Source organism: Cupriavidus sp. SK-4, assembly GCF_000611125.1.
Lineage (GTDB): Bacteria > Pseudomonadota > Gammaproteobacteria > Burkholderiales > Burkholderiaceae > Cupriavidus > Cupriavidus necator.
The window spans coordinates 1-1,203 of record NZ_JFJW01000155.1; the positions used below are offsets into that span (position 1 = coordinate 1).

The 1,203-nt window shown below is 65.9% G+C and carries 1 protein-coding gene; it reads right to left on the minus strand.

The genetic code is table 11. From position 1 onward, the window contains the following. Positions 1 to 89 precede the first annotated feature (89 nt). On the minus strand, positions 90 to 1,154 hold the full coding sequence (locus CF68_RS30785) for a porin (protein WP_035826467.1): 1,065 nt from the start codon (positions 1,152 to 1,154) through the stop codon (positions 90 to 92). Positions 1,155 to 1,203 lie beyond the last annotated feature (49 nt).

The window sequence follows — 1,203 nt, forward strand, 5'->3', positions numbered from 1 at the left end:
CCCCCCCCCCCCGGGGGGGGGGGGGGGGGGCCGGCTTGCGGGACTTGGCAGCGCATCGCTGTGCGCAATCGCTGTCAAATCCCGGGCTGTCAGAACTTATGCCGCACCCCCGCCATCACGCCGATGCGCGATGCATTCCCATAAGTATTCCCACTGTTAGCAAACGTCGGCGAACTGTTCAACGCAATCCACTGCCCCTGCAGGTGGGTGTAATCGACCTCCACATACACGTCAGTACGCTTGCTGAAGCTGTAGTCCAGCATGCCCGCCGTGGTCAGGCGCTTGCCACCCTGCCCCGCATGGCGCAACCAGTCATACTGCAGCGTGCCGATGAACGCGAGCGCGTCGGTGATATTGAACCGCGTCCCGACATACCCAACATTGTTGCGATAGTCGGCCACATCGAGCCGGTTATTGGTGTAGCCGAGGTAATACTGCGCCCGCGCCGCCTTCCACGTTCCGCCCACGCCCCACACCGTCTGCTTGCTGGCCTGCGCCGCCGGCACCGCGCCGAAGAAGGCCGAGGTCACGTTCTGCGTCTGCTGGTAGACGGCGCCGATCTCCAGCGGCCCTGAGCTGTAGACCAACGACCCGGCCGCCGCCGAGCCGCTCTTGATGCTGCCCGGCACCTCGCCGAAGGTGTAGGCCGCCGCCACCTGGAGGCCGTTGAAGCTCTTGATGTACTTGACGGTGTTGTCGTAGCGCAGTCCGGTGTAGTTGCCGCCCTGGTAGCCGACGATGGAGTTATTGGCAAAGGCCATGGCCTCGTAGGACGACAGCACCTCGTGGGCCAGCGTGTACTGCCGGCCGATCGCCAGCTTGCCGTAGCCGCCGTCGAGCCCGATCACCGCGGTGCGCCCGAACAGCCGCCCGCCCTGCTGGCTGGTGCCGGTGTCGGGCGCGAAGCCCGATTCCAGGATGAACCACGCCTTGTTGCCGCCACCGATATCCTCGGTGCCGCGCAGGCCCCAGCGGCTGCCGGTCAGCACGCCATCGGTCATCTGCGTGCGGCTGTGGCCGGCCGCGTCTTCATGGGTGCTGTAGCGGATGGTGGTATCCAGCAGCCCGTAGAGCGTGACGTCACCGGAAGTCTGGGCGAGCGCTGGCAGGCTGCCCGCGCCCAGCGCGAGCAGCGCAATCATTCGTTTTTGCATTGGAGCTTTGTCTCTGTGTTTTATTGGCGGCGGGGGGGACGCCCCCCCC